At 72.8% G+C, this 24603-nt stretch carries 22 protein-coding genes; 10 read left to right on the forward strand and 12 right to left on the reverse strand.

What is annotated here, in order from left to right; genetic code table 11:
• Positions 1 to 139 precede the first annotated feature (139 nt).
• Complete coding sequence (locus tag AB0I49_RS33125) at positions 140 to 1549, reverse strand: amino acid permease (protein ID WP_363230885.1); 1410 nt, start codon at positions 1547 to 1549, stop codon at positions 140 to 142.
• A gap of 574 nt (positions 1550 to 2123) precedes the next feature.
• Here AB0I49_RS33125 and AB0I49_RS33130 point away from each other — a divergent pair.
• From AB0I49_RS33130 to AB0I49_RS33140, 3 genes are all read left to right on the forward strand, one after another.
• The gene (locus AB0I49_RS33130) at positions 2124 to 2249 is read left to right on the forward strand and encodes a hypothetical protein (protein ID WP_363230886.1); all 126 of its coding nucleotides are present in this window, start codon (positions 2124 to 2126) and stop codon (positions 2247 to 2249) included.
• A gap of 95 nt (positions 2250 to 2344) precedes the next feature.
• A complete protein-coding gene (locus AB0I49_RS33135; RefSeq protein ID WP_363230887.1) occupies positions 2345 to 3067 on the forward strand; it encodes a MerR family transcriptional regulator in 723 nt (240 codons plus the stop codon).
• A gap of 561 nt (positions 3068 to 3628) precedes the next feature.
• Positions 3629 to 4750, forward strand: a complete 1122-nt coding sequence (locus AB0I49_RS33140; RefSeq protein ID WP_363230888.1) for an acyltransferase — start codon at positions 3629 to 3631, stop codon at positions 4748 to 4750.
• Between the two features lie 66 nt (positions 4751 to 4816).
• Here AB0I49_RS33140 and AB0I49_RS33145 read toward each other — a convergent pair whose 3' ends face one another.
• The 5 genes from AB0I49_RS33145 to AB0I49_RS33165 all read right to left on the reverse strand — a co-directional run bounded on the left by AB0I49_RS33145 (position 4817) and on the right by AB0I49_RS33165 (position 12379).
• Positions 4817 to 6991, reverse strand: coding sequence for a 3-hydroxyacyl-CoA dehydrogenase NAD-binding domain-containing protein (locus AB0I49_RS33145; RefSeq protein WP_363230889.1), 2175 nt, complete (start codon positions 6989 to 6991; stop codon positions 4817 to 4819).
• Between the two features lie 70 nt (positions 6992 to 7061).
• The gene (locus tag AB0I49_RS33150; protein ID WP_363230890.1) at positions 7062 to 8276 is read right to left on the reverse strand and encodes an acetyl-CoA C-acetyltransferase; all 1215 of its coding nucleotides are present in this window, start codon (positions 8274 to 8276) and stop codon (positions 7062 to 7064) included.
• A gap of 388 nt (positions 8277 to 8664) precedes the next feature.
• On the reverse strand, positions 8665 to 9822 hold the full coding sequence (locus AB0I49_RS33155; protein WP_363230891.1) for a CaiB/BaiF CoA-transferase family protein: 1158 nt from the start codon (positions 9820 to 9822) through the stop codon (positions 8665 to 8667).
• A gap of 158 nt (positions 9823 to 9980) precedes the next feature.
• Positions 9981 to 11447, reverse strand: a complete 1467-nt coding sequence (locus AB0I49_RS33160; protein WP_363230892.1) for a sialate:H+ symport family MFS transporter — start codon at positions 11445 to 11447, stop codon at positions 9981 to 9983.
• Positions 11444 to 12379 (reverse strand): dihydrodipicolinate synthase family protein, encoded by a 936-nt coding sequence (locus AB0I49_RS33165; RefSeq protein WP_363230893.1) that lies wholly within the window; start codon positions 12377 to 12379, stop codon positions 11444 to 11446. Before AB0I49_RS33165 ends, AB0I49_RS33160 begins: the two co-directional genes overlap by 4 nt.
• A 312-nt stretch (positions 12380 to 12691) precedes the next feature.
• Here AB0I49_RS33165 and AB0I49_RS33170 point away from each other — a divergent pair, with 312 nt between their 5' ends.
• Positions 12692 to 13204 (forward strand): DUF1203 domain-containing protein, encoded by a 513-nt coding sequence (locus AB0I49_RS33170; protein ID WP_363230894.1) that lies wholly within the window; start codon positions 12692 to 12694, stop codon positions 13202 to 13204.
• A 79-nt stretch (positions 13205 to 13283) separates the two neighbouring features.
• Here the strand turns inward: AB0I49_RS33170 and AB0I49_RS33175 are convergent, their stop codons facing one another.
• The gene (locus AB0I49_RS33175) at positions 13284 to 14177 is read right to left on the reverse strand and encodes a LysR family transcriptional regulator (RefSeq protein ID WP_363230895.1); all 894 of its coding nucleotides are present in this window, start codon (positions 14175 to 14177) and stop codon (positions 13284 to 13286) included.
• A 127-nt stretch (positions 14178 to 14304) separates the two neighbouring features.
• On the opposite strand from AB0I49_RS33175, the gene AB0I49_RS33180 reads away from it, so the two are divergent.
• The 3 genes from AB0I49_RS33180 to AB0I49_RS33190 are packed head-to-tail and all read left to right on the forward strand — an operon-like array spanning position 14305 to position 15228.
• Positions 14305 to 14661 (forward strand): nuclear transport factor 2 family protein, encoded by a 357-nt coding sequence (locus AB0I49_RS33180; RefSeq protein WP_363230896.1) that lies wholly within the window; start codon positions 14305 to 14307, stop codon positions 14659 to 14661.
• A gap of 51 nt (positions 14662 to 14712) precedes the next feature.
• Positions 14713 to 14922 (forward strand): hypothetical protein, encoded by a 210-nt coding sequence (locus tag AB0I49_RS33185; protein WP_363230897.1) that lies wholly within the window; start codon positions 14713 to 14715, stop codon positions 14920 to 14922.
• Between the two features lie 9 nt (positions 14923 to 14931).
• Positions 14932 to 15228, forward strand: coding sequence for a YciI family protein (locus tag AB0I49_RS33190; RefSeq protein ID WP_363230898.1), 297 nt, complete (start codon positions 14932 to 14934; stop codon positions 15226 to 15228).
• Positions 15229 to 15260: 32 nt separating this feature from the next.
• On the opposite strand, the gene AB0I49_RS33195 is transcribed toward AB0I49_RS33190, so the two are convergent.
• The gene (locus AB0I49_RS33195; RefSeq protein ID WP_363230899.1) at positions 15261 to 16352 is read right to left on the reverse strand and encodes an oxidoreductase; all 1092 of its coding nucleotides are present in this window, start codon (positions 16350 to 16352) and stop codon (positions 15261 to 15263) included.
• Between the two features lie 115 nt (positions 16353 to 16467).
• Positions 16468 to 18027 (reverse strand): sigma-70 family RNA polymerase sigma factor, encoded by a 1560-nt coding sequence (locus AB0I49_RS33200; protein WP_363230900.1) that lies wholly within the window; start codon positions 18025 to 18027, stop codon positions 16468 to 16470.
• A 223-nt stretch (positions 18028 to 18250) separates the two neighbouring features.
• Between AB0I49_RS33200 and AB0I49_RS33205 the strand changes: the two genes are divergently transcribed.
• On the forward strand, positions 18251 to 18664 hold the full coding sequence (locus tag AB0I49_RS33205; protein ID WP_363230901.1) for an SsgA family sporulation/cell division regulator: 414 nt from the start codon (positions 18251 to 18253) through the stop codon (positions 18662 to 18664).
• Complete coding sequence (locus tag AB0I49_RS33210; protein ID WP_363230902.1) at positions 18624 to 19598, forward strand: PP2C family protein-serine/threonine phosphatase; 975 nt, start codon at positions 18624 to 18626, stop codon at positions 19596 to 19598. The genes AB0I49_RS33205 and AB0I49_RS33210 overlap by 41 nt, the downstream gene beginning before the upstream one ends.
• A 332-nt stretch (positions 19599 to 19930) precedes the next feature.
• On the opposite strand, the gene AB0I49_RS33215 is transcribed toward AB0I49_RS33210, so the two are convergent.
• From AB0I49_RS33215 to AB0I49_RS33225, 3 genes are all read right to left on the reverse strand, one after another.
• Complete coding sequence (locus AB0I49_RS33215) at positions 19931 to 20485, reverse strand: DinB family protein (protein ID WP_363230903.1); 555 nt, start codon at positions 20483 to 20485, stop codon at positions 19931 to 19933.
• Between the two features lie 84 nt (positions 20486 to 20569).
• A complete protein-coding gene (locus AB0I49_RS33220; RefSeq protein ID WP_363230904.1) occupies positions 20570 to 21409 on the reverse strand; it encodes an undecaprenyl-diphosphate phosphatase in 840 nt (279 codons plus the stop codon).
• A 34-nt stretch (positions 21410 to 21443) separates the two neighbouring features.
• A complete protein-coding gene (locus AB0I49_RS33225; RefSeq protein ID WP_363230905.1) occupies positions 21444 to 23651 on the reverse strand; it encodes a glycosyltransferase in 2208 nt (735 codons plus the stop codon).
• Between the two features lie 265 nt (positions 23652 to 23916).
• Between AB0I49_RS33225 and AB0I49_RS33230 the strand changes: the two genes are divergently transcribed.
• Positions 23917 to 24603, forward strand: a complete 687-nt coding sequence (locus tag AB0I49_RS33230) for a response regulator transcription factor (protein ID WP_363230906.1) — start codon at positions 23917 to 23919, stop codon at positions 24601 to 24603.

Here is a 24603-nt window from a genome sequence, read left to right on the forward strand (position 1 = left end):
GCCCAAGATGAGGGCACCTGAGGCAACATCTCGCACGGGCCCGTAAATCATGCAGCCCCGGAGGGCCCCCACCGCCCCGCACCCGACCCGACACCCCCGCCCAGCGCACCCCCGCAACCCCCGGCCAGGGAGGCGGACCTCAGCCGTCGTTCTCGGCCAGGCGCTTGCGTTCAGCGGCCGCCTGGGCCACCCGGCCGCGAGTGGCGAACCAGCCGGCGACCAGACCGGCCGCGAGGATCGGGATGATCATCACCGTGCGCCGGCCGACGCCGCCGTCGTACCACATGAGCACGATCACGCCGAGCAGGAAGGCGATCGTGACGATGTCGGTGACCGGCGTGCCGGGAAGCCGGAACTTGGGGCGCTCCAGCAGGCCCCGCCGGGACTGGCGCACGAAGGCCAGGTGGCAGAGCATGATCATGCACCAGGCGCTGACGACGCCCAGCGCGGCGATGTTGATGACGATCTCGAACGCGTCCTTCGGCAGCCAGTAGTTGAGGCCGACGCCGAGCACGCCGACGCACGACGTGAGCAGGATGCCACCGTACGGCACCTGATGACGGTTCATCAGGCCGGTGAACTTGGGGGCCGAGCCGGACATCGCCATGGAGCGCAGGATGCGCCCGGTGGAGTACAGGCCGGAGTTGAGGCTGGACATGGCCGCGGTCAGGACGACCAGGTTCATCACGTCGCCGGCCGCCGGGACGCCGACGTTCGACAGGACGGTCACGAACGGGCTTTCGTTCGCGGAGTAGCCCTTCCACGGCATCAGGAGCGCGAGCAGGACGACGGAGCCGACGTAGAAGACGCCCACGCGCCACATGATGGAGCGCACAGCCTTCGGCACGATGCGCTTCGGGTCGCTGGTCTCGCCCGCGGTCACGCCGACCATCTCGACGGCGGAGTAGGCGAAGACGACGCCTTGCAGGACGACGACGACGGGGAGCAGACCGGCCGGGAAGATACCGCCGTTGTCGCTGATGACGCTGAGGCCGGGGGTGTGCCCGTCGACCTTGTGGCTGGTGGCCAGCAGGAAGATGCCGATGCACATGAAGGCGATGAGCGCCGCGACCTTGATGATCGAGAACCAGAACTCCAGCTCGCCGAAGATCTTCACCGAGATGAGGTTGACCGCGAGGACGACGGCGAGCGCGATGAGCGCCATCACCCACTGCGGAACGCTGGTGAACAGGGACCAGTAGTGGGTGTAGAGCGCAATGGCGGTGACGTCCGCGATGCCGGTCGTGGACCAGTTGAGGAAGTACATCCAGCCGGCGACGTACGCGCCCTTCTCGCCGAGGAATTCGCGCGCGTAGCTGACGAACGAGCCGGAGGACGGGCGGTGTACGACCATCTCGCCGAGAGCGCGCACGACGAAGAAGGCGAACAGGCCGCAGACGGCGTACGCGATGGCCAGCGCGGGCCCGGCGGAGGCGAGCCGACCGCCCGCGCCGAGGAAGAGGCCGGTGCCTATCGCGCCGCCTATCGCAATCATGTTCACATGGCGGTGCTTGAGGCCCTTGCTATACCCGGCGTCCCCGGCGTCCACCGGTGGCGCACTTCCCCCGTCCGGAGGTTGTGGCGTGTCGTCCTGGACGGTTTCGGTGCGCACAGTTGTGTCTCGCCTTCGGTCAGGTGATGTCGTGCTGTCACCCGTGCCCCGCGCGTCACACGGGGCGGGTCAGCGGCACACCTTCCCCCCGTGGCCGCACACCTGTCTGTGTGCTGGATCACACTGCGGCGGCGCGCTCGATGGGTTGCGGGCATATGTCGAGAATCGGACGCGCGGAACCTCAAGGACGCCTCAAGTGCGAGCAGGCCGCAGTGGACGCTCGGACCCGTGTGACCGTTAGCGAGATCATTCCGCCAGGGCCCCTTGGGGCGGCGACGTCCCCACGGTGCTCGATCTCCCCATATCGGCCCGCCAGTTCACCGGTGGGCCAACACGGAAGGACCGACCCACACACCCCGCCGCCCGGCACCCGGCCGGGCGCTGCTGCGCAAGTACCGGGCGGCGCTGGCACCCGGCGGCGCCGTGCTGATCTGCGAACTGCTGCTCAACGACGAACGCACCGGCCCGCTCGCCGCCGCCACGATCCTCCTCGCAGCCCGAAAGGCATGCCATGCCCACGCGTACGTCTCCGCCCGGCTATGACCGGGCCCGGCACGGAGCGCACCGGCTCAAGTCCGCCGACGTCATCGCCGACCCGACCCGCTACAAACACCTGGTGGTCGGCTACCGCGACTGACCGAGCCGCCGGGGCGGCCTCAACCCGCTGCCGCCTGCGCACTCTCGGTGTGCGGTGCCTTTCACAACCCCGGTGAGACAGCAATACTGTTCAACATGTATGAGTCCGCGACCGACCTCACCGTCGATGAGCTGGCCGCCCGCGCGGGCGTCACGGTCCGCACCATCCGTTTCTACAGCACCCGCGGACTCCTGCCCCCGCCCGAGATCGGCCCCCGCCGCATCGGACGCTACGGTCCGGACCACCTCTCCCGGCTCGCGCTCATCGAGGAGTTGCAGCACCAGGGCATGACGCTGGCGGCCATCGAGCGCTATCTGCGGCAGCTGCCGCCCGATCTCAGCGCCCATGACCTCGCCATCCACCGCGCGCTGGTCGCCACCTGGGCGCCCGACCAGGCGGAGGAGGCGACGCTGCGCCAGCTGGAGCGGCGGGTGGGGCGCGAGCTGACCGGGCAGGACCTGGACCGCCTCGCGGCGATGAACGTGCTGGTACGGACCGAGGACCCGGACGTCTTCCAGGTCGATCCGGGCCTGCTGCACCTCGGGGTGCGGCTGCTGGACGTACCGATCGCCCTGGAGACGATCCTGGCGGCCCGTACGGTCCTGCTCCAGCACACCCGCTCGGCGGCGCGCGAGCTGACGCGGCTCTTCCATGACGAGGTGTGGGGCCCGTATCGGGAGCGGGAGCCGGACGCCGAGCGGGTGGCGGCGGTGAAGTCGCTGTCGGCACATATGCAGCCGCTGGTGATGCAGGCGCTCATGACGGCCTTTCAGAGGTCGCTCAAAGAGGAACTCCGCGCGACATACGCGGAGGAGTGAGCGGAGGGTCAATACGGCAACGGGAAATCCCCATTCCCGGCCGGTGACTTCGCAGCCCTACGTACGGAAATGGCGTCTGGGTTGCATGCATGGAAAACCCTTTACCGAGTCTTTGAACAAGGTGAAATTCGGTTATTCGCGGACGTGAGATGTAGATTCCTTCACGTGTTGCGCACTATTCTGCAGACAGCACACGGCCCCGCCGTGTCCGCATTCCATCGGGAAGGCACTCCCGGCGATACGCCGCGCGCGCGGCATTCGCGTCACCGACCTCGGCGCACCCCCGGCCGGGACCGGCTTCCGTTCTCGTCCCGGCCCGCGGGTCGCCGAACTCCCCTGACGCGCGGCATCGGCTCCGGCGCCGGGGAATCGGGCCCGGCCGGCGGTGCTGCGGGAGCGCTCCCGCAACAAGTGGGCGCTGACCTGTGACGCGACGGCCGGTACACCCGTCCTCTTCAGTGCCGGCTGATGACCGCCTGCTTCCTTCTCGCTCCACCTCTGTCGCCACAGCAGCGCGGAGGAACGGCCCGCCCGCGTTCCTCCCTTCACCCTGGACCACCGATGCCCCCGATAACCGACACCGCTCCGAGCAGACCCGTCACGCAGGCGGTCGCGCAGACGCGACTGGATTCACTCACGGGTCTGCGCTGGTACGCCGCGCTGCTCATCTTCTGCTACCACTTCGCCCACGAGTCGAAGTACACGACCTCGGCGCACCGCTCCGAGATACTGAACAAGATCACGCTGGGCGGCCCCTCCGCGGTCTCGCTGTTCTTTATTCTGTCCGGATTCGTACTGGTCTGGTCGGCTCGAATCGGGGACAAACCGGGCAGTTTCTGGAGACGGCGGTTCGCCCGCATCTACCCCAGCCATGCCGTGACGTTCCTCGTGGCCGCGCTGCTGCTGGTGTGGGAGGGGAAGCCGCTGGTCTCGTCCATCGCCCTGGGAAACCTGACCCTGACTCAGTCGTGGATACCGAACCGCGCTGACTGGTGGTTCGGCTTCAACGGCGTCTCCTGGTCACTGAGCTGCGAGTTCTTCTTCTACTTCAGCTTCCCGTTCCTGGTCCCGCTGCTCCGCCGCCTCTCCGCCCGCGGCCTGTGGGCCACGCTGATCGCCGGAAACCTCGCCGTCATACTGGTCCCGTTCCTGGCGGACTTCGTGGAAGGCGCGACGGGCTGGAACTCGAAGTACTTCATCTACATGCTGCCGCCCGTGCGCCTCGTCGAGTTCGCGATCGGCATCGTCCTCGCGCTCCTCGTCAAGGGCGGCCACTGGCGCGGCCCCGGAACGGTCATCAGCTTCATACTCTCGGGCGCAGCCGTCTTCGTACTGTCGCTCGACGTTCCCTACATATTCCATTGGAACGCGTGCACCGTGATTCCTTACACCTTCCTTATAGCCGCATTGGCCCGCAACGACATCCGGGGCAAACGGTCCCTCCTCCGCCATCCCGTCCTGGTGTACCTGGGGGAGGTTTCCTTCGCCTTCTACCTCACTCACGAAATGGTCATATTCGGCCTCAACTACTTCCTGGCCCCCCGCCCCCTGTCACCACTGGCCCAGGGCACCCTGGTCATGGCGATCTCCTTGGCAGGCGCCATCGTCCTCCACACCTACGTGGAGAAACCCTGCGTGAAACTCCTCACGCCACGCCGCCGGGCCCGACCACAGCCGGCGTGAACGGCGCCTCGGCATGGGCCGCCGGCCGAAACGCGGCCCACGCCGAGGCGCCGTTCTTCGGTTCGTTCACTCGTCCGTGAACCGCTCCCCCGCCTCCGCCTTCGCGAGCAGCAGGGCCGGCGGGGCGAAACGGTCGCCGTAGGTTTCCTGGAGTCGGCGGGCGCGGGTGACGAAGCCGGGGAGGCCGCCGGGGTAGCCGTTGATGTACTGGAGTACGCCGCCGGTCCAGCCGGGGAAGCCGATGCCGAGGATGGAGCCGATGTTGGCGTCGGCGACCGAGGTGAGGACGTTCTCCTCCAGGCAGCGGACGGAGTCGAGCGCTTCGGAGAACAGCATCCGCTCCTTCATGTCCTCGAAGGGGATCGGGGCCGCGCCGGGGCGGGCGAAGTGTTCGCGCAGGCCGGGCCAGAGGCCCGTGCGCCTGCCGTCGGCGTAGTCGTAGAAGCCCGCGCCGCCGCTGCGGCCGGGCCTGCCGAACTCGTCGACCATGCGGTCGATGACGGCGTCGGCGGGGTGCTCGGTCCAGGCGCCGCCCGCCTCCTCCACCGCCCGCCGGGTCGCGTCGCGGATCTTGCGCGGCAGGGTGAGGGTCAACTCGTCCATCAGGGAGAGGACCTTCGCCGGGTAGCCGGCCTGGGCCGCGGCCTGTTCCACCGAGGCGGGGTCGGCGCCCTCGCCGACCATCGCGACGCCCTCGTTGATGAACTGGCCGATGACGCGCGAGGTGAAGAAGCCGCGCGAGTCGCCCACGACGATCGGCGTCTTGCGGATCTGCCGCACCAGGTCGAAGGCGCGCGCCAGCGCCTCGTCCCCGGTCCGGCCGCCCTTGATGATCTCGACGAGCGGCATCTTGTCGACGGGCGAGAAGAAGTGCAGGCCGATGAAGTCACGCTGCCGCTCGACGCCCTCGGCGAGGCCGGTGATGGGGAGCGTGGAGGTGTTGGAGCACAGCAGCGCGTCGGGTTCGACGATGTGCTGGATCTCCTGGAAGACCTTGTGCTTGAGGGCGGCGTCCTCGAAGACGGCCTCGATGACGGCGTCGCACCCGGCGACGTCCCGCGGGTCGGCGGTGGGGGTGATGCGGGCGAGGTGCGCGTCGCGCTTCGCCTCGGTCGTACGGCCGCGGGCGAGCGCCTTGGCGAGCAGCTTCTCGGAGTACGCCTTGCCCTTGGCGGCGGCCTCGGGGGTGATGTCCTTCAGTACGACCTCGATGCCCGCGCGGGCGCAGGAGTAGGCGATGCCCGCGCCCATCATCCCGGCGCCGAGAACGGCGACCTTGCGGACCGTACGCGGCGCGGGTCCGGCCGGGCGGCTGCGGCCGGAGTTGACGGCCTGGAGGTCGAAGAAGAACGCCTGGATCATGTTCTTGGCGGTCTGGCCGGTGACCAGGTCCACGAAGTAGCGGGCCTCGATGGTCTGCGCGGTCTCGAAGTCCACCTGGGAGCCCTCGACGGCGGCGGCCAGGATGTTGCGCGGCGCCGGGTAGGGCGCGCCGCCGGTCTGCTTGCGCAGATTGGCGGGGAACGCCGGGAGGTTGGCGGCGAGGCGCGGGCTGGACGGGGTGCCGCCGGGGATCTTGTAGCCCTTGACGTCCCAGGGCTGGTGCGACTCGGGATGGGCGGCGATGAAGGCGCGGGCCTTGGCGAGCAGTTCCTCCGGGGTCGCCGCCACCTCGTGGATCAGCCCGGCCTCCAGTGCGCGCCGGGGTGCGTACTGCGTCCCCTGGAGGAGCACCTTGAGCAGCGCGTCGGCGATGCCGAGGAGCCGTACGGTGCGGGTGACGCCGCCGCTGGCGGGCAGCAGCCCGAGGGTGACCTCCGGCAGGCCGATCTTGGAGCCCGGCGCGTCGAGCGCCACGCGGTGATGGCAGGCGAGCGCGATCTCGTAGCCGCCGCCGAGGGCCGCCCCGTTGATGGCCGCGACGACCGGGACGCCGAGCGTCTCGATGCGGCGCAGGTCGTGCTTGATCCGCATGCTCCCGTCGAACGTCCGCTGGGCCTCGTCGGGCCCGACGGCGATGAGTTCGCGCAGGTCGCCGCCGGCGAAGAAGGTCTTCTTGGCGGAGGTGAAGACGACGCCGCGCACGGTCTCCCGCTCGGCCTCCAGCCGGTCGGCGACGGCGTGCAGGGACGCCTGGAACGCCGCGTTCATGGTGTTGGCGGACTGCGCGGGGTCATCGAGGGTCAGGGTGACGACGCCGTCGCCGTCCTGGTCCCAGCGGATGGTGCTGCTCTGGGTCATGTCACGGTCTCCGTAAGAGGTTCGGGTGCGGGCGGCGGTCGGCGCCGTGCCGGGGGTCTGGCGCGGGCTCTTACAGGCGCTCGATGACGGTGGCGATGCCCATGCCGCCGCCGACGCAGAGCGTGATGAGGCCGTACCGCTTGTCCTGCCGCTCCAGCTCGTCGACGAGCGTGCCGAGGATCATCGCGCCGGTCGCGCCGAGCGGGTGGCCCATGGCGATCGCGCCGCCGTTCACATTGATCTTGTCGAGCGACAGCCCCATCTCGCGCGCGAAGCGCAGCACCACGGCCGCGAAGGCTTCGTTGATCTCGACGAGGTCGATGTCGTCGATGGTCAGACCGGCCTTGGCCAGCGCCTTGCGGGTGGCGGGCGCGGGTCCGGTGAGCATGATGGTGGGCTCGGTGCCGGAGACGGCCGCGGAGACGATACGGGCGCGGGGCGCGAGTCCGTACCGCTCGCCGACCTCGCGGCTGCCGATGGCGACGAGGGCCGCGCCGTCCACGATGCCGGAGGAGTTGCCCGCGTGGTGGACATGGTCGATCCGCTCGACCCAGTGGTACTTCTGGAGCGCGACGGCGTCGAAGCCGCCCGCGTCCCCGATCGCCGCGAACGACGGCTTGAGCGCGGCCAGCGACTCGGCGGTGGTGCCGGGCCGGATGTGCTCGTCGCGGTCGAGGACGAGGAGGCCGTTGCGGTCCCGTACGGGCACGACCGAGCGGTCGAACCGGCCGTCCTTCCAGGCGGCCGCGGCGCGCTCCTGGGACAGCGCGGCGAAGGAGTCGACGTCGTGCCGGGAGAACCCCTCGACGGTGGCGATGAGGTCGGCGCTGATGCCCTGCGGCACGAAGTCCGTGGCGAAACCGGTCATGGGGTCCGCGAACCAGGCGCCGCCGTCGGAGGCCATCGGCACGCGCGACATCGACTCGACGCCGCCCGCCAGCACCAGGTCCTCCCAGCCGGAACGGACCTTGGCGGCGGCCATGTTGACGGCTTCGAGCCCGGAGGCGCAGAAGCGGTTCTCCTGTACGCCCGCGACGGTGTCGGGCAGCCCGGCGGCGATGGCCGAGATCCGGGCGATGTCGGAACCCTGATCGCCGACCGGGCTGACGACGCCCAGCACGATGTCGTCGATGGCGGCCGGGTCGAGGCCGGGGAAGCGGCGGCGCAGCTCGTGGATGAGGCCGACGACCAGGTCGACGGGTTTGGTGCCGTGCAGCGAGCCATTGGCCTTGCCGCGGCCGCGCGGGGTGCGGATCGCGTCGTATACGTACGCTTCGGTGCTCAAGGTCTCGGGCCTTTCGGGAGGGATGAGGGTCAGGGGGCTCGGAGAAGCGGAGGCCGGCCGACGCTCCCTTCATGATCTCGGTGGTGCCGCCGTGGATCGTCTGGATCCGGCCGTTGGACCGGACCGTGGGACCGGACCGTTGGGTCCGGCCGTGGGATCCGGCCGTCGGATCCGGCCGTGGGACCCGGCCGTTGGGTCCGGCCGTGGGACCGGGCCGTTGGATCCGGGCCGTTGGATCCGGGCCGTTGGATCCGGCCGTTGGATCCGGCCGTGGGACCCGGCCGCCGGTGAACGCGCGGGGGACGTACGTACGGCCCGCCGCGCACCGCCCCCGGCGGGCCCCGCCGCTCAGTGCCGTTCAACGCCGCTCGCTATCACGTGAAGTCGCTCAGGGCCGGTCGAGGTCCGGCAGTTCCCAGTCGCGGGCCACCTCCGCGGTGTCCGCGCCGGGCTGGGCGGGCGGCCTGCGCACGGTGCCGGGCGTGGCCGAGAAGCGCGGGGCGGGCGCGGGCTGGGTGATGCCGCCGTGGTCGACGAACGTGCCGCGGGCCGCGAGGTGCGGGTGGTCGGGGGCCTCGCGCAGCGAGAGGACCGGGGCCACGCACGCGTCCGAATCGGCGAACACGGCGGCCCACTCCGCGCGCGTACGGGCTCGGAACCGTTCGGCGACGGCGGTGCGCAGCTCCGCCCAGCGGGCGAGGTCGTCGCGGGCGGGCGCCTGGTCGGCGAGGCCGAGGAGTTCCATGAACTCGGCGTAGAAGCGCTTCTCCAGCGCGCCGACCGCCATGTATCCGCCGTCGGCGGTCTCGTACGTGCCGTAGAACGGCGCCCCGCCGTCCAGCAGGTTGGCGCCGCGCCGGTCCTGCCAGCCGCCGGCCGCCAGCATGCCGTGGATCATCGCGGTGAGGTGTGCGGTGCCGTCGACGATGGCGGCGTCCACGACCTGGCCCGCCCCGCTGGTACGGGCGTGCTGGAGCGCCGCGAGCACGCCGATGACGAGGTAGAGGGAGCCGCCCGCGTAGTCCCCGAGGAGGTTGGCGGGGGCGGTCGGGGGGCCGTCGGCGGGGCCGATCATGCCGAGGGCGCCGGTGATGGCGATATAGCCGATGTCGTGGCCGGCGGTCTCGGAGAGGGGCCCGTGCTGGCCCCAGCCGGTCATCCGGCCGTAGACGAGCCGCGGGTTGCGGGCGAGGCAGTCCTCGGGGCCGACGCCGAGCCGTTCGGCGACGCCGGGCCGGTAGCCCTCGATGAACACGTCGGCGCGCTCGGCGAGTTGGAGCGCGGCGCGGGTGCCGGCCGGCGTTTTGAGGTCGAGGACGACGGAGCGCTTGTTGCGGTTGGTGATGTCGAAGGCCGGGTCGATGGCCAGGCCGGCGCCGTCGGGACGGTCGACGCGCACGACGTCGGCGCCGAGGTCGGCGAGGAGCATGGCGGCGAACGGGCCCGGCCCGATTCCGGCGAGTTCGACCACGCGCACTCCGGCGAGCGGGCCGGTGAACGGATCGCTGAGCGGACCGCCGAGCGGGCCGCCGTGTGTCGCTGTCATCCAGCCCCCAGCCATATGACACAACCGCTGTAACACTTGTGATGTTAAGAACGCGTTCCACTTTCCACAAGCCCCCGAAGCCACGCCGCGCGTACGGCGAAATCCCACCGCGGTGAGCCGCCTTGGCCGCCCCGAAGCCCCGAAGCCCCGAAGCCCCGTCACCCCGCGTCCGGTTCCAGCCCGCCGCCCGCCACAGCGGGCGGAGCGTCCGGCACGAGGTGGTCCCGGCCGCCCGCCCGGTCCGTGAGGCGGGCGAGACGGCTCGGCACTCCGAAGCCGACCAGCACGATCACCACCAGGGTCAGCCCGAAGGTCAGCACGGCGAGCGCCCGCCCCAGCTCCATGCCCTCCGCCAGCCGCGCGCCGAGCACCGGCGCGACCGCGCCGCCCAGCGCGCCCGTGTTGTAGACGAAGCCGAGCGACGCGGCCCGGGTCTCGGTGGGGAAGTGGCCGGCGATGTACTTCGGCAGAATCCCGGAGATGCCCTGGCTCAGCGCGAGCAGGAAGAACAGCAGCACCCCGAGCACCACCAGGCTGTCCCGCACCGCGAAGACCGGGAAGACGAAGGCCAGCGAGGCGAGCAGGGTCCAGGCGTACGCGCGCCGGGTGCCGATCCGGTCCCCGACGAAGCCCGCGAGGACGCACCCGGCCATCGTGCCGAACCCGGCGTAGAACATCACGTCGGCGACCTGCGCGGGGCGGTAGCCCAGCTCCGTCTTCAGATAGGTGGGCAGCAGCGCCTGGACCGGCCAGCTGTAGAGGAAGGCGCAGAACACGGTGATCATCAGGGACACGTAGAGGATCCAGCGCCGACGGCCGCCGAGCTGCGCGCCGAAGGCGAGCAGGGAACCGGCCGCGACCGCCGACAGCCAGGGCACCAGTCCGGCGCCGACGGGCGTGAAGACGCAGAACAGCGATCCGCCGGCGGCGGCGGTCAGCGCCAGGTTGAGCGCGGCGCGGCGACGGCCGGTGAACAGCGGGCGGAACGGATTGGGCCGCGCCGCCCCCGCCGCCGCCCGCTCCCCCACCCGCGCGTGCCACTCGGCGGCCTCCGGCAGCGCGCGCCGCAGCCAGAGCGCGAGGAGCACCGGCAGCACCCCGATCCAGAACATCCAGCGCCAGCCCCAGTGCGGCACCACCCACTGGTACAGCTCGGCGGCGAGCACCGCCCCCGCCGAGAAGCCGGAGATCAGGAAGCCGGAGGCGCGGTGGCGCAGCCGGGCGGGCCAGCTCTCCAGGACGTACGTGGCGGAGGCGCTGTACTCCCCCGCCATGCCCATCCCGATCAGCAGCCGCGCCGTGAACAGGCTGCCGTACCCCCACGCGAAGCCGCAGGCGAAGGTGCCGAGGGAGTAGAGCAGAATGCTGGCGATCATGGCGGGTTTCCGTCCATGGCGGTCGCCCAGCGCGCCGAGCAGCGCCCCGCCGAGCCAGCGGGTGATGAACGCCCCGGAGACCAGGCTCGCGGCCTCGACGCCGGAGAGCCCGAACTCCGCGGCGATCTCGGTGAGTACGAGCGTGATCAGGACGAAGTCGAACCCGTCGAGCAGATACCCCGTCCAGGCCGCGGCCAGGGACTTCCACTGGGCCCCGGACACCTCGCGGTACCAGGGCGGCGCCCTCACGACAGGCCGCCCTCTTCGAGGAGTTGGCGCACGGCCTTGACGGCGGAGGCGGACAGCGGGATCTGCGGCGCGGCGGTGAGCGGGCAGTCGATGACGCCGAGCAGGTGCAGCGCCGCCTTGAACGCGCCGAGCCCCGCGGAGCTGCCGCCCATCAGCGCCGGGTCGCCCGCGTCCGTGATCGCGAACAGGGCGGCGAGCCGGTCCTGTTCGGCGGCGGCCTCGCCCCAGCGACCGGCCCGCGCCTGCCGGTAGAGCCGTACGTAGCCGTGCGGATCGACGTTGCCCAGCCCCGGCACGGCACCGTCGGCGCCGGCCAACAGGGCCCCGTCGACGGTGGTTTCGGAGCCCGTGAGGACGGAGAAGCGGCCGCGCAGCCCGCGGCGGCCCGCCTCGACGAGGAAGCGGCGCAGCGCCCCGTCGTCGCCGCTGCTGTCCTTCAGGCCGGCGAGGGTGGAGTCCTCGGCGAGCGGCAGGAGCGTCTCGGCGGTGAGTTTGGTGTGCACGGCGACGGGGTTGTCGTAGGCGAAGAGCGGCAGGTCGACGGTGTCGCGCAGGCGCCGGAAGTGGCCGGAGACCTCGGCCGGGTGCGTGCGGGTGAAGAACGGCGCGGTGGCGACGATCCCGTCCGCACCGAGCGCGGCCGCGGCGCGGGCCTGGTCGATGACGCGGGCGGTGGTCATGTCGACGGCCCCCGCGAGCACGGGCACCCGGCCGTCGACCGCCGCGACGACGGCCGCGAGCGCGGTGCGGCGCTGAGCATCACTCAGATAGGCGGTCTCCCCGCTGGACCCCAGGGCGAAGACGGCGTCCACTCCGGCATCTAGGGTCCGCTCGACCAGGGCGCCGAGGGAGGCCGTGTCGATGTCGCCGGCCGGGGTGAGGGGGGTGCAGAGCGGAGGGACGATGCCGGACAGGGGGGTGGGCAGGCGCATCGCGTGGTCCAGCTTTCCGGTAGGGGGACATCGGGAGTACGGGGAGTTTCGGCGGGCGGTGGAATTCGGCGGAATCAGGGGATCGGCGGGGTACGAGTCGGTGGAATTCAGAGGTCGCGGATGAGTTCCGCAATACCCCGATTTCCGGGACATGGGACGTCCTACCTCTGTGGCTGAATCTGAACCAGGGCCGGTCGACTGTCAAGGTTTTCGGGGCGGCGTCGGCGCGCCTTCGAGCGTTTCGCCGGACAGGCCAGGACCACGGCCGATATCCGCCGGTGTCCGCGTGCGCCCGCACCCAGCATGGGTGACATGAGCGATCAGTACGAGATACGGGCCATCGACCCGCACACCCTGGAGGAACTGCGCGTCCGCGACGACGCGGGCAACGCGCCGCGCCCCGTCACCGAGGACGGCGAGGGCGGCAGCCCGCTGCGCTGTTGTCTGAGCCGCAGCAAGCCTGGCGAGAGCCTGGCCCTGGTGTCCTACGCGCCGCTGCGCCGCTGGGCGCGCGAGACGGCCGCCGAGCCGGGCCCGTACGACGAGGTCGGCCCGGTCTTCATCCACCTCGGCGACTGCGGAGGCTGGGCGGGCGACGCGTCCGGGGCCTTCCCCGACACCATGCGCGGCGCCCGCCGCGTCCTGCGCGCCTACACCGCCGAGGGCTCCATCCTGGGCGGCCGACTCATCGACGGCGAGGGCGCCGATGCCGACCTAACGATCGAGCAGGGCCTGGCCGAGCTGTACGAGAACCCGCAGGTGGCGGCGGTACACGTACGGGCGGTGGAGTTCGGCTGCTTCTTGGTGGAGACGCGGCGCGCGTGAGGGGGGCGGGGCGCGGACCGTACGGGCCGCACGCTCTGCGTGCCTTCGGGCATCAGGCGTCAGGCATCACTGTCAGACGTCAGGGCCGCACCGGGGCCAGCGCCCGGCGGGCGCGCTCGATCAGGGCTCGCGCCGCCGGGCCGGCGGCCCCCTCGCCGCGCCAGGCCAGGGCCAGACGGCCGCGCAATTCGGGGCCCGTGAAGGTGATCGTGTGCAGCGTCGCGCGGTGGTAGGCGGCGAGGGACCCGGGCAGGATCGCCACGCCGAGGCCCCGCTCGGCGAGCTGGGCCAGGACGTTGGGATCGCCCGCCTCGAAGGCGATGCGCGGCGCGAACCCCGCGGCGGCGCACGCCTCGTCGAGGCAGGTCCGCAGGCCCGTACCGCGCGGCAGGCTGATCAGCGGCTGGTCCCGCAGGACGTCGAAGGCGAGGCCGGTCCGTCCGGCGAGCGGATCGCCGTGGCTGACGACCGCGACGATCGGCTCGTCGGTGACGGTCTCGGTCGCGATGCCCTGCGGGGCGGGGCCGGCCAGCCCGATGACCGCGGTGTCGAGGCGGCCGGCCCGGAGCGCGGCGATCAGCCGGTCGGAGTTGTCCTCGATGAGGTTGATCTCGACGCCGGGGTGGTCCTCGTGGAAGTCGGCCAGCAGATCCGGCAGTCCGAGGGGCGCGCAGGACGTCACCATCCCCACGGCGACGCGGCCGCGCAGCAGCCCGGTGAGCTCGTCGACGGCGAACCGCGCGCCGGCGACGGCGGCGAGCGCGGCGCGCGCGTACGGAAGGACGGCGGCGCCCGCCTCGGTCGGGCGCACCGTGCGTCCCGAGCGGTCCAGCAGTTCCTGGCCCAGTTCCCGTTCGAGCTGCCTGACCTGGGCGCTCACCCCAGGCTGCGCTACGTGCAGCTTGGCCGCGGCCCTGGTGAAGCTCGCCTCCTCGACGACGGTCACGAGGTACTCCAACTGCCGCAGCTCCATAAGCGCTGATTCTAGCTGGCAGACGATCCAGCTCTTGGACTTCTGGCTGCCGGTGGCCGACCGTTGACCTATCAACCGGCTGCACCTCTCAACCGGTTGCACCTCAAGGAACCTCAAGGAGACGCCCATGACCACCGCACGCGAAACCGCCGCCCACCCCGAGGACCTGGCCCGGATGTTCGTGGAGCGGGCGAACGCGGGTGACGTCGAAGGGGTCGCGGCGCTCTACGAGCCCGACGCGGTGCTCGCCTTCCCGCCCGGCGGTCAGACCGTGGGGCGCGACGCGATCCGCGCGGTCCTCGAACGGCTGCTCGCGCCGCGCCCGCACTTCGAGCTGGAGGAGCCCCTGCCCACCGTGTTCAACGGCGACCTCGCCCTTACTTCGACCCGGGCGGCCGATGGCACAGGCGGCCGGGCCCAGGTGGCGCGCCGCCAGCGCGACGGCAGTTGGCTGCGCGTCCTCGACCGCCCCGAGGCGGGGTGAGCGGAATGCGCGGAGAACCCCTTCACCGCCTTCTACGAACGGGTGCGCCACGTGCCCGGCCGGCATACGCACACCCTGCCGACCGGCCACGACGTCATGGCCGAGGCGCCGGACACGCTCCTGGAGATCGTCCTCGGCACCGCGCCCCGGCCGGAGAGCGATCAACCGGGGAGCGATCGGCCGGAGAACGGTCGGCCGGGCAGGGGCGGCTGGGCAGGGGCGGCTGGGCAGGGGCGGCCGGGGCGCGAGGCGGTCCAGTAGCGTGGCCCCATGTTCGTACTGGAACTCACCTACACCGCCCCCATCGAGCGCATCGACGCCGCGTTGGAGGAGCACATCGCCTGGCTCGACGCGCATTACGCGTCCGGTGTCTTCATCGCCTCCGGCCGCAAGGTGCCGCGCGACGGCGGCATCATCCTGGCCGCCGGGGACGACCGCGCCAAGATGGCGGAGATCACCGCGAGCGACCCGTTCGTGGTGGCCGGGGTGTGCGAATACGAGATCACGCAGTTCGTGATGACGAAGACGGCTCAGGCGCTCGACGCGTACCGGCAGCAGCTGCCGTAACCCTCCGCGACACCCCGACGCGGCCTCCGCGGCTACCGGGCCGACAGCGCGAGCCGGCCGATCCGCCCCTGCTCCCCGGCCGCCCAGCAGCCGAGGTCGGGGGCGCAGTCGACGGTGTCGTACGAGCCGGAGTCGAACCCGTGCCAGGTGCGTCCGCCGTCCACGGTGATGTCGCTGCCGGCCGGGCCGACGGCGAGCGCGACGGTGCGGGTGTGCGGCAGCCAGGCAACGCCGGAACGGTACGCGGCCGGCGGCCGTGCGGACGGCGACCAGGTCGCGCCCGCGTCCCGGCTGACGGCGGCCGCCTTCGGGGACGGTTGCCCGGCTCGGTAGTCGCCGCCGACCACGATGCCGTGCGTACGGTCGCGGAAGGCGAGCGCGAAGGCGCCGCGCGCCGGGTCGCCCGCGGGCAGGGGGGTCTCGGCGACCGTCCAGGTGCGGCCCCGGTCGGCGGAGTGGAGGACGCGGGAGGCCGCCGCGCCGCCGGTGGCGATCCACGCGTCGCGGCTGCCGGCGGAGACCAGGCACTGGCCGCTCGCCGCGAACGCGGCCTCGCCCGGCCGGGCCGGGGGCATGCCGTCCGACGGCAGTACGCGCCACTCGCGGCCGCCGTCGTGCGTGGCGAGGACGCGGTACTTGCCGTCGACCGGGTCGCTGAGCGCGATGCCGTTGCGGCGGTCGAAGAAGGTCATGCAGTCGTAGAAGGCCCTGGGGTCGGCGTTACGGAAGCTCTCCGTCCAGGTAGCGCCGCCGTCCTCCGTGCGGAAGACGCGCGAGGCCGCGCCCTCGCCGATCGACAGCGCGACGGCGTGGCGGGCGTCGAACGCCTCGATGTCCCGGAACTCCAACTCGCCCGCGCCGGGCGGCGAGACATCGCGCCAGTGGCGTCCGCCGTCGAGCGTCCGCAGCACGATCCCCTTCGTTCCGGCCGCCCAGGCGGCGGAGCGGCTGACGGCGGCGAGCCCGCGCAGCCGCGCGTCCGTACCGCTCGGGGTGGCCCGCCAGGAGAGCGGGCCCGCTGTCCCGTTCCGGACGACGTCATCTGAGGCGGTCCGGGCGGGTGCGGCTTGGACAGGGCCCCCGGCACCTGCCGCCACCGCCGCCCCGCAGACCGCTGCGATCACTGCACGTCTCAATATCCCCATGGCCCTCATGGGCCGGGAAGCTAGCCGACGCCGGGTGCACCCGTCCATGGGCCGAAGGGCACGGCCGACGCACGCGGGGAAACCGCCGCGCTGCCTACTGGTACCAGCAGATCTTCACCTTCCAGTGGCCGAAGTGGTACCACTCGCAGTGCAGCGTGGGGGTGGGCTTCGGCGTGGGCGTAGGCGTCGGGGGCGTGGTGGTGGGCGGCACCGTGGTCGGAGGGGCCGTGGGGGTCGTGGGGTTCGTAGTAGGCGACGGCGTCCCGGTGGGGGTCGGCGGCCCCGTCGGGGTGGGCGCACCCGTGGGCGTGCCGGTTGGCGTCGGCTTCGGAGGCGCGCTCGACGGCGGGATCGTCGGCGCGGTCATCGTCGGCAGCGGCGTCACCGCGGAGTAGGAGGGCGCGGGGCCGGGCGGGGCCGGGGTGCGGCCGGGCTGCTCGCCGCTGCCGGAGGTCCGCTGCGCGGGCAGCCCGCCCACCCGCTCCTCTTCCCTGGAACTGTCGGTTCCGGAGCCACCGGTTCTGGAGCCGTCCGCGCTGCTGTTACCGCGGGAGCCACCGGCCCCGGCAGATCCATCGGCTCCGGAGGCCCCGTCCGTACCTCCCGTACCGTCTCCGTCGCCCGTACCGCCTGCGCTGCCTCCCCCGCCCTGCCCGGTCGCCGAGCTGGCCGCCGGGGCCGCCGCGCGCTTCTGTGGCAGAGGCCCCTGCCCGCCGGTCAGGGCGATGCCCGCCGCGACGGCGGCGCCCGCGACGGCCACCACGCCGATCCCGGCGACCGTGGCCGCGACCGGCCCGGCCTGCCCGACCTGGCCGCGCAGCAGGTGCCGTACGGACTTGGCCGCGCCCGCTCCGGTGGGCTGGCCGCCCTGTCCCGCGGCGGCGGCCGCGCCCGCCCCGGCCAGCGGGATCAGGAACTTCGCCGAGCCGCTCGCGAGCAGGGTCAGCAGCGCCGGACCGACAAGCGCGGGCAGCCTGGTGTTGGCCCGCGCCAGCAGGGCCATCCGGTTGCTGCAGTCGGGGCAGTCCGAGACGTGGGACTCCAGGCCGTTCGCCTGCTTCGCCGACGCCACGCCGCGTACGTGGGCGGGCATCCGCTCCCAGTGCCCTTCGCAGGACGCGCTCGACGGGGTGCCGGGCATGGACCGCAGGAACGCCTGGCGCATGCCCTCGCGGGCGCGGTGCAGCAGTACGGCCGTCGCCCCGCTGCCCGCGCCGATCTGCCGGCCCACGGCCTCCAGCGGCTGGTCTTCGGCCTCGGCCAGCCACAGGGCCTTGACCCAGCGGCGCGGCAGTTGTTCCATCACCTTGGCCAGCAGGTCGACGTAGGCGACGCGCTGCATCGGATCCTCGGCCGTACGGGGCTCCTCGGGCCAGGCGTGCCCGTCTTCCGGATCCTGCGGGATCTCGCGGTTCGCACGACCAACGGTGGTGGAGAGGTTTCTGACGGTGGTAGTGAGGTACGCGGGGACATTGTCGATGACGTGTCCGGCCCGCAGCCGGCGCCAGATCCGGAAGTGGGCCTCGGCCACGAGGTCCTCGGCGAGCCAGGAGTTGCCGGTGAGAGTACGCGCGTAGGCGACGAGTCTCGGGTGCTCCTGCTCGAACAGCCGCGTGTAGCCGTCCGCGTCCAGCGATATGGAACCGTCGGTCATGGTGAAACACCCCTGTCGGTGCCTCTCCTGGGGGCGGGAGTGCATGACAGGTCCGCCCGGTCTTGGAGGCATTGCATCGAGTTCGTAAGCGTAAAGGGGAAATATCCCATCCAATAATTGGGGGTGACACAGGTCACAACAGAATCGTGTGCACTGGCGTAATGAAGCGGCCGTCTAAGGGGTCGTAGAGACAAGACCCGCACCAAAAGCAAGGGAGCAGGCGTTGTCCACTGTCATCAATCAAGCCGTCCAGGTCCGCCTTATCGCGTCCGCACCGCTGGAGCGGGCGATCCCCGCCGGCCTGCGGTACGAGCCCGCCGACCCTTTCGCCGTACGCATCACCTTCCCGGCCACCGCGTCCCTCGACGGCGCGGAAGTGGCCTGGACCTTTGCTCGCGACCTGCTGGCGACCGGGCTGAACGAGCCGGTCGGCGCCGGTGATGTCCACGTTTGGCCGTGCGGCACGGACCGCACCGTACTGGAATTCCATGCCCTGGAGGGCATGGCCATGATTCAGATCGATACGACGGAACTGCGCCTCTTCCTGCGCCACTCCTACGAGTTGGTGCCCGCGGGGACCGAGAGCGGGCACCTCGATGTCGACAGCGATCTCGCGGCGCTGCTGCGGGACGCCTGACCTGATGGGCACGGCGATGACCTCGCTGACGACGGCGGCGCGCAATGTCGCCGCCGACCGGGCCACGCGCTCCGGCGGCGATCTGCACGCCGCGCGCGTCACCCGGTACGGGCTCCGGCTGCTGATCGGCGACGTGCGCGGCAAGGGGCCGCGTGCCGCCGCGGGCGCCGCGGCGCTGCTGAAGGCGTTCGACGCGGCCGCCGATGCGGCGCCCACGCTGTCCGCGCTGGCCGACGCCCTGGAGACGGCGCCCGCGTGCGAGGACGCGGCGAGCGCCGAATCAGCCGGAATACCGGAAGGGTCAGTCGTCGCGGGCCATACGGGTCATGCGGTCGACGCGGGCCATCCGGTCGACGCGAACTATGCGGGTCGTGCGGGCGGCACGGCCCATGGGCGCGACGCGCTCGGCACCGGGGGCATGGGCGGTGCGGGCCGGGTCGGACCCGGCCGGTCCGGCGACAGCGGCGAGCACTTCGCCACCGCCGTCCTCGCGCAGATCCCGGCCGACGGCGCGACGGTGCAACTGCTCAACCTCGGCCACCCCGCGCCCCTGTTGCTCGGCCCCCGGACCGTACGGCGCCTGGAGCCGAGGCGGCGCGGCCTGCCGCTCGGGCTGCGCGCGCTCAGCCCCGGCCCCGTGGCCACCGAGACGCTGCCGCTGCCCGTCGGCGCGACGCTGCTCCTGCTCACCGACGGCGTGACCGAGGCGCGCGACGCCCATGGCGTCTTCTACGACCCGGCCGCCCGCCTCGCCCGCTTCGGCGGCGCGGCCCCGGAGGAGCTGCTCGACCACCTCCTCCGTGACGTCCGATGGCATGTCGGCGGTCCGCCGTCCGACGACATGGCGCTGCTCGCGGTACGCCGGAGCCCCTCCCTGCACTGCCCGGTCCGGGCCTGCGACCGGCCCCCGCGCCGGGCGCTGGCGACCCCGTAGGCGGCGTCGCGGCACCCGGCCCCAGGGCCGCCCCTGCCCTCGGCCCTCCCCTGCCCGCCGGACTGGACGGGCTGGACGGGCTGGACGGGCTACTCGGCTATGCCCCCATGCGCCCGAGCCGGGTCATATTGGAGGTCGCCCTTGAAGACCGCTTCGTAGCCCCGCAGCAGTTCCTTCCTCTTCGTGCCGGGCGGCGCGGGCGTTTCGCATGGTCGGATTCCCCCCTGGAACGACGAACGTGAACAGACATGCTGTGCTGCCGCGAGCGCGCCAAGTCAGCCGCGGATCGGCCGACTTGAAGCGCGCCCCACGGGTCGGGGCCGCCCGGCGCCTCAGTGGCCCGTGGCGCCGTCGATCCGCTCCCGCAGCAGGTCGGCGTGGCCGTTGTGGCGCGCGTACTCGGCGATCATGTTCACGAGTATCCGGCGGAGCGAGATGGGCTCGCCGGTGCGTCGGCGGATGCCGGTCACGTCGAGGGACGCCGCCTCGGCGACGATCTCGCGGGCCCATTCGCACTCCGCGCGCCATACCGCGAAGGCCACGGTGGCATCGCCGTCGAGGTCGTCGAAGTCCTGGTTCGGTTCGTCGTCGGAGTAGTAGAGCTGAGGCACCCGCTCCCCGGCGAACTGGATCCGGAACCACCAGCGTTCGACCGCGGCGAGGTGCCGGACCAGCCCGTGCAGGCTCAGCCCGGACGGCGGGATGGCCTTCTCCGACAGCCGGTCCACCGGTACGCCGGAGCACTTGAGTTGGAAAGTCGCGCGGTGCCAGTCGAGCGACGACGTGAGCGCGGTGCGCTCGTCGCCGGTGAGCGGCGGCTCCGTCCGCGCGCCGTCGCCCCAGGTCCGCGCGTAATTCTCGACGTTTTCGACGGGAATCTCAGTCATGGTCCGAGCGTGCCAGAGACCACTGACAATTCCCCTCGGCCGCCGCCCGCCACCGCCCGCGCCCGGCCGCGCACTTGGGGTCCGTCAGGCCGTGACCGGCAGGGAACCGGCGGCGAGCAGGGCGAGGAGCAGGAACCCGGCGGCGGTGCGATAGACCATGAAACCGCCGAAGGTGTGCGCCGCGATGAACCGCATGAACCAGGTCAGCGCCGCGTACCCGACCGCCCCCGCCACGGCCGCCGCGAACAGGGCCGTCGCCACCGCGCCCGGCGCGTACCCGCCGCTGTGCGCGGCAGCCCCGCGCACCAGCCCGTACGCCCCGGAGCCGAGCACGGCGGGGACGGCGAGGAGCAGCGAGTAGCGCACCGCCGCCACCCGCCCGAACCCCGCGAACAGCGCGGCCGCCAGGCTGCCGCCCGTACGCGACGCTCCCGGCAGCAGCGCCAGGGTCTGCGCGAGGCCGATGAGGACGGTGTCGCGCCACCGCGGCTCGGGCGCGGCGCGGTCGCCCCGCGCCCAGTGGTCGGCGATCGCGAGGAGCACGCCCAGGGCGATGAGACCGAGTGCGACGAGCCGCAGGTCGTGGAAGGCGGGCGCGATCGTGTCGTGGAGCGCCGGGCCGAGCACGGCGATGGGGACGCTGCCGACGGCGATGCTCCACCCGAGGCGGGCGCCGGGGTCCGCGCGTGCGGCGGGCCGTACGAGCGAACGCCCCCACGCCCGCGCCATCGCGCCGAGGTCACGCCGGAAATAGACCAGTACGGCGGCTTCCGCGCCCAGTTGGGTCGCCGCGGCGAACGCCCCGCCGGGGGCGGGCCACCCCGTGAGCGCCGAGGCGATCCGCAGATGCGCGCTGGACGAGACGGGCAGGAACTCGGTGAGCCCCCGCACCGCCCCGAAGGCCGCCGCGTGCAACAGGTTCACGAACCGGCCTCCGGCCGTATGCCGCCGTCACCGCTCACCCCGGCTCTCCGCAGGCCCCGGGGCCCGGTCCGCCGAAGAGGCGGGGGAAGCGCGGGTTGGCGAGCGTGCCGCAGAAGCTCCCGGCGGCCGGCTGCCCGTGGAGCCGCAAGAAGGCCAGGCGGTCCTGCCCGACGACAGCGGCATCGGTCGCCGTCCGCCCGCCGCCGTGCTCTCCGGACCGCGTCAGCAGCCGTGCGACGACGCGGCCCCAATGCCCGGCCCTCTCCAGGCCGGCCGCCCGTTCGCCGGCCCGCCTCCGCAGAACGTCGCCCCGGAGCACCCGCACGCGCGCCCGTGCTCGCGCCCGCGGCAGAAGGACCGAACGCGCCCCGCCCCGCACTCCGGTCCCCCACCGAGCACCGCGCCAGACCGACCCGCCCCGCCGCCGAGCGAACAGCCGATCGACGACTCGACGCGTACGGAAAGCTCCGCTCGTACGGAGAGCTCCGCTCGTACGGGGAACTCGACGCGTACGGAGAACTCGGCTCGTACGGAGAGGTGTGACGCCCCTCCGGCCTGTACGTAGCCGCGGAAGCGCCCCGCGGCGCGCGCCCAGCCGCGCGACGGCTCCCCGGCGGGGCCCGCTCGCCCGTACGTCCGCCAACCGGCCCGCGGTCGCTCCGGCGCCGCGCTCCCTTCGGCGGGCGCTCTGCCGAGCGGCGCGTACGACGGTGCGGCGCTGCGCCGTGGCCGCCGCGCCGTCGACGGCGGCGCGGTAGGCGGTTCTTCCCTGGGCGGTGGGGCGGGCCCGGGGCGGCTCGGCTGCGGCGGCGCACCGGGGATCGTCCGGGTGGGGCGCGGTCCACCGGAGTACGGTGCCGCGCGGCGCGGCACCGCCGGGACGCGCCGGTGCCGCGCCGCGCGCACCGGCAGCACTGTCGCCGTCGCCACCGTTCGTACGGCGCCCAGTCCCCGCGCCGTCGGCGGCGGCCCGCGGGCGCGCGCCGTCGGCGTCCGGCGCACCGTTCCGGGCGGCGACGGCGGCCCGGAGTCTGGCGTAGGCGCGGTGCACGGCGCGGCGCCGCCGGGTGACGGCGAGTTCGGCGAAGAGGCGCTCGTAGCCGCGGGCGATCGGGGCGGGGTCGAAGCGGCGGGAGCCGTCGAGTGCGGCGGCGGCCATGGCGCGGCGGCGGGGCGCGTCGCCGATGAGGTCGAGGAGGGCGGAGGCGAGGGCCTGGCCGTCGCCCGTCGGCACGAGGAGCCCGTCGACGCCGTCGCGGATGATCTCGGCGGGGCCGTGCGGGCAGTCGGTGGAGACGACGGGGAGCCCGCACCGCATGGCCTCGATGATGGTCACGCCGAAGGATTCGGTCTCGGAGGCGAAGGCCGCGAGGGACGCCTGGGCGAACTCGGCCTCGATCGGGGCGTGCGGGCCCATGAGTTCGACGTGGCTGCGGAGGCCGAGCCCGGCGATGAGCAGTTCGAGGCGGTCGCGTTCCGCGCCGCCGCCGTAGATGCGCAGGCGCCAGTCGGGGCGTTTGGCGGCGACGGCCGAGAACGCCTCGATGAGGAGGTCGAACCGCTTGCCGCGGGCGAGTTGCCCGGCGGCCACGACGACCTTCGCGGTGCCGCCGGAGGGCGGGCCGGGCGGTTCGGGGACGCTGTCGGGCACGGCCAGGATCCGTACGCCCGGCAGCGCCATCCGCTCCCGGTAGGCGGCGGCGTCGGCGTCGGTGGTCGTGATGAGGGCGTCCAACGAGCGGTAGTTCCGGGCCAGTTCGCGTCGGAGCCGCTCGGGGTGGGCGTCGAGGGAGAGGTGTTCCTGTGCGATGCGCAGCGCCCGGCGGGGCCCGAAGCGGGCGAGGTGGATGTTGACGCTGGGGCGGGTGCCGATGATGACGTCGGCCGCGCAGCGGCGCAGGTAGTCCGCGGCCAGCCGCTCGGCGAGCCGGTTGTACGGGCCGAGGTGGCGCTCGGCGGCGAGGGGGGCCACCCCGGCCGCCCCAACTGCCCCGGCCGTCCCTGCTCCCTCGGCGTACGCGTCGTCGGGGCCGGCCTGGTCCGTGCCGCCCGGCGGCCGGAGGCCGGCCAGCGGCACGATCCGTACGCGCGGGTCGAGGGCGAGCCCCGGCTCGTCCCGGTGGCGGGTCATGGAGGCGATCTCCACCTGGTGCCGGTCGGCGAGGGCGGCCGCCAGGTTGAAGGTCGTGCGGTTGGCGCCCCCGATGCCGTAGGCGTTGTGCAGCAGGAATGCGATCTTCATGCGGTGTCTTTCCGGGGTCTGCCGAGCAGTCTGCGCGGTCGGGAGCCGCACCTGTGACCAGGCGATGAGGTGATCAGGAGCCCCGTACGGCCCGTCGGCCCGTCGGCGTGCTCCCGGCGCGGTGCTCACGGTGGCCGAGGCAGGTAAGCCGGCTGCGTGACCGCATTAAGAGCCGGGTAAGAGAAGCGGAACGAGCGGTGCGTACGGGACGGAGCGGACGGGGGCAGCGACGATGGGCCCGCGCCGCCTTGGCAGACTTGGCCCGGTGAATTACGCCGTGCTGCTCGCCGAGGACGACCGGGCCATCCGCCACGCGCTGGAGCGCGCCCTGGCGCTGGAGGGCTACCGCGTGACGGCGGTGGCCGACGGCGTGGAGGCGCTGGCCGCCGCGCACCGGAGCCGGCCGGACGTGATCGTGCTGGACGTGATGATGCCGGGCGTGGACGGGCTGGACGTGTGCCGGGTGCTGCGCGCCGAGGGCGACCGTACGCCGATCCTGATGCTGACGGCCCGCGTGGAGACGGCGCACCGGATCGCCGGGCTGGACGCGGGGGCGGACGACTATGTGGCCAAGCCGTTCGACGTGGACGAGGTGTTCGCGCGGCTGCGGGCGCTGCTGCGCCGGGTGGCGCCGGGCCCCACGGTCTCGGGCGCGGTGCCGGAGGTCGCGGACCTGCGGCTGGAGCCGTCGGCGCGGCGGGCGTGGCGGGCCGGGCGGGAACTGGAGCTGACCCGGACCGAGTACGACCTGCTGGAGCTGCTGGTCCGCAACGCGGGGATCGTGCTGGACCACTCGACCATCTACGACCGGATCTGGGGGTACGACTTCGGGCCGGGTTCGAAGAACCTCGCCGTCTACATCGGCTATCTGCGCCGCAAGGTCGATCTGCCGGAGCTGTCCCCGCTGATCCATACGGTGCGCGGGGTCGGCTACACCCTGCGGGCGTCCTGA

It is taken from the genome of Streptomyces sp. NPDC050617 (assembly GCF_040654795.1).
Lineage (GTDB): Bacteria > Actinomycetota > Actinomycetes > Streptomycetales > Streptomycetaceae > Streptomyces.